Source organism: Nonomuraea indica, from assembly GCF_002850745.1.
GTDB classification, from domain to species: Bacteria; Actinomycetota; Actinomycetes; order Streptosporangiales; family Streptosporangiaceae; genus Nonomuraea; species Nonomuraea indica.
In genome coordinates, this window is the sequence record NZ_KZ559486.1 from 35974 (window position 1) to 41035 (window position 5062).

Genomic DNA, 5062 nt, shown 5'->3' on the forward strand with positions numbered 1-5062 from the left:
GCGCCTTCACGGCGCCCGCGCTGGCGCTCATCGCGGTGTTCCTGGTGTTCCCGGCGCTGTGGGTGCTCTACCTCGGGCTCACCAACTACCGGCTGACCGGCGTCGCCGCGGCCGACCCGCAGATCGTCGGCGTCGACAACTTCCTCACCGCGCTGGGCAACCCCAGGTTCTGGAACTCGACCTGGCTGACCGTGGAGTTCGTCGCCGGCTCGGCGGTCATCGGCCAGGCCGTGCTCGGCTTCGCCATCGCCTGGATGCTGCGCGACCGGCGCGGCCCGCTGCGCAGGATCGTCGAGGGCATCGTCATCCTCGCGTGGATCCTGCCCAGCGCCGTCGTGGCGTTCCTGTGGGTGGCGCTGCTCGACCCCGGCGACGGGACGCTCAACGCGGTGCTCGGGCTGACCGACTTCGCCTGGCTGCTCGACCACCCGATGCTGTCCGTCATCGTCTTCAACATCTGGCGCGGCACCGCCTTCTCGATGATGCTCTACGCCGCCGCGCTCGGGAACGTGCCGCCCTCTCACCTGGAGAGCGCCCGCCTGGCCGGCGCGTCCGGCTGGCAGCAACTCAGGGACGTCGTCTTCCCGCACATCAGGGGACACGTCCTGACGAACCTGCTGCTGATCAGCCTGTGGACGTTCAACGACTTCTCGCCGTTCATGCTCACCGCGGGCGGACCCGACGGCAAGTCGGAGGTGCTGGCCGTGCACGTCTACAACGAGGCGGTCCGCAACGGTTCGCTCGGCTACGGGGCGGCCATCTCCACGATCATTCTGCTGATCAACCTGGTCGTGGCCGTGTTCTACCTGCGCCTGCTCAGGAGTAAGCGATGACGCGGTTCGTGCTCGGCCGGATCGGCTTCTCGACGCTGATCGCGGTCCTGCTGGCGTTCTTCACGCTGCCGCTGCTGTGGCTGGCGTCGGCGCCGCTCACCTCCGACCCGACGTACAAGGTGTCGGTGCCCGACTTCACCTGGGAGAACTTCCAGACGATCCTGGAGCACCCGTACGCGCTGCCGTCGCTGTACAACTCGCTGGTGCTGTCGGTCGGCACGGCCCTGGTCGTGGTGCTGCTGGCGGCGCTGGCCGCCTACGCGCTCAGCCGGGTGCACCTGCCCGGCCGCGACGTGCTGCTCTACGTCCTGCTGCTGCTGTCGTCCATCATCACCGGCACGGCCGCCATGGTGCCGCTGTTCCAGCTCGCCGTGGACCTGCAGCTCATCGACTCGCAGTTCGGGCTCATCCTCATCCTGTCCGGCGGCCTGCTGCCCGCGGCGATCTTCATGCTCAAGGACTTCATGGACGCCACCCCCAAGTCGTACGAGGAGTCGGCGCGGGTCTTCGGGGCCACCCCGCTGCAGATCGTCCGCCACGTCGTGGTCCCCCTGGTACGGCCCGGCCTGGCGACGATCGCGGTGTGGTCCGTGGCCAACGTGTGGGGCAACTTCCTCATGCCGTTCCTGCTGCTGCGGGACGTCGAGAAGCAGCCCGCCGCGGTGATCATGTACACCCTGTACACCGAGGGCGGGCAGGCCAACCTGCGCCTGCTGTCCACGTTCGGCCTGCTCTACTCGGTGCCCGTGGTCGTCATGTATCTGATCGTCAGCAAGAAGTACGGCTTCCGCTTCCACGGAGGGATCAAGCGCTAAATGGCCGCCATCGAACTGCGAGGCCTGACCAAGGTCTACCCGGGCGGGGTGCGGGCGCTCGACGCGCTCGACCTGGTCATCCCCGACGGCGAGTTCTTCGCCCTGCTCGGCCCCTCCGGGTGCGGCAAGACGACGCTGCTGCGCACCATCGCCGGGCTGGAGACCGCCACCGGCGGCTCCGTCGTCATCGGCGAGCGCGACGTGACCGGCGTGCAGCCGGGCGGCCGGGACGTCGCCATGGTCTTCCAGGACTACGCGCTGTTCCCGCACATGGACGTCACCGACAACATCGCCTACCCGCTGCGCATCAAGAAGGTCGCCAAGGCCGCCCGGCAGGCCAAGGCCGCCGAGGTCGGCGCCCGGCTCGGCCTGGACCACCTCATGGACCGCCGTCCCGGCCAGCTGTCCGGCGGCCAGCAGCAGCGCGTCGCGCTGGCCCGCGTCATGGCGACCCAGGCGCAGGCGTTCCTGTTCGACGAGCCGCTGTCCAACCTGGACGCCCGGCTGCGCCTGGAGGCGCGCACCTTCCTCAAGAAGCTGCAGCGCGAGCTGGGCGTCACCACCGTGTTCGTCACCCACGACCAGGCCGAGGCGCTGGCGATGGCCGACCGGATGGCCGTCATGGAGGCCGGCCACATCCGGCAGATCGGCACGCCGGCCGAGGTGTTCCAGCGGCCCGCCAACACCTTCGTCGCCGCCTTCATCGGCTCCACCCCCATGAACCTCCTCGACGGCGTCGTGCGCGGTGGCACGCTGGAGGTGGCCGGGTGCGCGCTGCCCGTCCCCACGTCGGCCCAGGGCCTGCTCGCCGACGGCGAGAAGATCGTGTACGGCGTGCGCCCCGAGTACAACGCCTACGCGAGCGAGCCCGCCGAAGACGCGCTGGGCGGCAAGGTGGTCATCATGGAGAACCTGGGCGCCTCCCACCTCGTGACGCTCGACGTCAACGACGTGCTGGTGCAGGCCATCGTGCCCGAGGGCCGCGAACCGGCCATCGGCGAGCAGGGCTGGGCCGTGCCCCGCCGCGACCGGGCGCTCGTCTACCGCGACGGCGAGCTGGTGGCGGGATGACGGTGATCCGCGGCCACTGGAGCCTGGACGACCGGCTGGAGCGGATGCTGCGCGAGGTGCCCTTCGAGGTGCCGCCGGGCACCGCCGCCGTGACCGTGCGGCTCGACTACGACCGCGCGCAGGGCGTGCTCGACCTGGGCTGCGGCGCCCCCGGAGGGTTCCGCGGCTGGTCCGGCGGGGCCCGCGACACGTACACGATCACCGAGGACTGGGCGACGCCCGGCTACCTGCCGGGACCCCTCGAACCGGGGGTCTGGCACGTGTGGCTGCGGCTGCACCGGGTGCCGCCCGAGGGCCTCGACTACACCCTGGACATCCGCGCCGAGACCGCCGCCCCGCGGCGGCCGGCGGCCCAGGAACCGCCCGCGGCCGACCGGCCGCCGCGCCGCGACATCCCGGCCCTCGACGGCCTGCGCTGGTACGCCGGGGACTTCCACGCGCACACCCTGCACAGCGACGGCACGCTCACCGTCGGCGAGCTGGCCGCGCTGGCCCGCGGCCGCGGCCTGGACTTCCTGGCCGTCACCGACCACAACACCGTCAGCCACCACCCCGAACTGGCCGCGACGGATCGGGGCATCGCGCTGCTGCCCGGCCAGGAGGTCACCACCGACCGCGGCCACGCCAACGTCTTCGGCGACGTCGGCTGGGTGGACTTCCGCGAACCCGCCGACACCTGGCTGCGGCACGCCCGCGACCGCGGCGGGCTGATGTCGATCAACCACCCGCTGGGCGGCGACTGCGCCTGGCTGCAGCCGCTCACCGAACGCCCCCGGGTGGCCGAGGTCTGGCACTCCGGCTGGTGGGACCGCCGCTGGGGAGCCCCGCTGGCCTGGGCCGACGCCTGGCGAGACGACCTGGTCGCGATCGGCGCCAGCGACTTCCACCGCGAGGGCGCGGACGGCCTGCCCGGCTCGCCCACCACATGGGTGCTGGCCGAGGACCCCGCCGCGGCCTTCGACGCGGTCACGGCCGGCCGTACCGCCATCTCCGCCGCGCCGGACGCGCCGCTGCTCGTCCGGCTCGGCGACACACTGCTCGCCCTGGACGCCGACGGATTGGTCCTGGTACGCCCTGACGGGGCCCGCCAGGTGATCCGCGGCGACCGGGTGACGGTGCCAGCCGGGGAGGGACGGCACCGCCTGGAAACACACGAGAACGAGGTGATGGCGCTGTGCGCATGATCAAGGTCGCCAACGCTCCGGTCAGCTTCGGCGTCTTCGAGCTGAGCGACGCGCCGCCGCCGCTGACGGCCGCCGAGATGGTCACCGCCATCGCGGACGCCGGCTACGACGGCATCGACCTCGGCCCGATCGGCTACCTGGGCACCGCCGACGACCTGGCCGACCGGCTGGGCGGGCTGCTGCTCGCCGGCGGCTGGGCCGACCTGCCGTACCACGACGCCGGCGCCTTCCGGGCGAAGCTGCCCGAGCTGGACGCGACGCTGGACGTGTTCGCGGCGGCGCCCGCCGCGGACGGGCCGTTCGCGCCGCGCCCCACGCTCGGCTGCTCCGGCTCGCCCGAGCGCTTCGCCCGCCCCGGCGGGAGCGCCCCCGGACTGGCTCCCGCCGCCTGGGCCGGATACGCGGCCCGCGTGCAGGAGACCGCCGACCGCTGCCGCGAGCGCGGCTTCGAGCCCGCCTTCCACCACCACCTGGGCACCTACGTCGAGACGCCGCAGGACGTCGAGCGGCTCCTGGAGCTGACCGACGTGCCGCTCTGTCTCGACACCGGCCACCTCCTGCTCGCAGGCGGCGACCCGGTCGGCGCGCTGCGCGACTGGGCGGGCCGCATCGGGCACGTGCACGTCAAGGACGGCGACACCGAGATCCTCGGCCGGGCGCTCGCCGACGGCGCCGACCTGCGCGAGCTCATGGGCCGCGGCGGGTTCGCCCCGCTCGGCGAGGGCGAGCTGGACCTTCCGGGCGTGGTCGCCGCGCTGCGCGACACCGGCTACCAGGGCTGGGTGGTCATCGAGCAGGACACCCTGCCCGGACGCCGCTCCGTCGAGCGGAACATCGCCGACCAGGCCGCCAACCGCGACAAGCTGAGAGAGCTGGGACTGTGAAGAGGAGCTGGCTGTGAAGATCGCGCTGCTCGGGTGCGGCGCCGTCACGCAGGCGGTCTACGTGCCGCTGCTGTCGCGCCGCCGCGACCTGTTCGAGGTGACCGCCGTGTGCGACCTGTCGCGCACGCTCGCCGACGCCGTGGGCGACCGGCTGGGCGCGGCCGCCCGGTACACCGCCGTGGAGCCGATGCTGGCCGCCGGCGGGTTCGACGCCGTCCTCGTCCTCGCCTCCGGCTCCCACGGCGAGCCGGTACGGCAGGGGGCCGCCCCCCGCC

At 72.7% G+C, this 5062-nt stretch carries 6 protein-coding genes; all 6 read left to right on the top strand.

The window, feature by feature from the left end; all coding sequences use genetic code 11:
* Nucleotides 1-833 (top strand): carbohydrate ABC transporter permease (locus CXR44_RS33905; protein ID WP_180903837.1); only part of this gene is annotated, 833 nt, incomplete at its 5' end.
* Nucleotides 830-1648, top strand: coding sequence for a carbohydrate ABC transporter permease (locus tag CXR44_RS33910; RefSeq protein ID WP_101790240.1), 819 nt, complete (start codon nucleotides 830-832; stop codon nucleotides 1646-1648). The genes CXR44_RS33905 and CXR44_RS33910, both read left to right, overlap by 4 nt.
* Entirely contained in the window at nucleotides 1649-2719 is a 1071-nt protein-coding gene (locus tag CXR44_RS33915; RefSeq protein ID WP_101790241.1) for an ABC transporter ATP-binding protein, read from the top strand. It begins immediately after the preceding gene.
* Nucleotides 2716-3903 carry a CehA/McbA family metallohydrolase gene (locus CXR44_RS33920; RefSeq protein WP_101790242.1) on the top strand — a complete coding sequence of 396 codons (1188 nt, stop codon included), beginning with the start codon at nucleotides 2716-2718 and terminating at the stop codon, nucleotides 3901-3903. Before CXR44_RS33915 ends, CXR44_RS33920 begins: the two co-directional genes overlap by 4 nt.
* Nucleotides 3900-4787, top strand: coding sequence for a TIM barrel protein (locus CXR44_RS33925; RefSeq protein ID WP_245899763.1), 888 nt, complete (start codon nucleotides 3900-3902; stop codon nucleotides 4785-4787). Before CXR44_RS33920 ends, CXR44_RS33925 begins: the two co-directional genes overlap by 4 nt.
* A gap of 13 nt (nucleotides 4788-4800) precedes the next feature.
* Nucleotides 4801-5062 (top strand): Gfo/Idh/MocA family oxidoreductase (locus tag CXR44_RS40330; protein ID WP_342748631.1); only part of this gene is annotated, 262 nt, incomplete at its 3' end.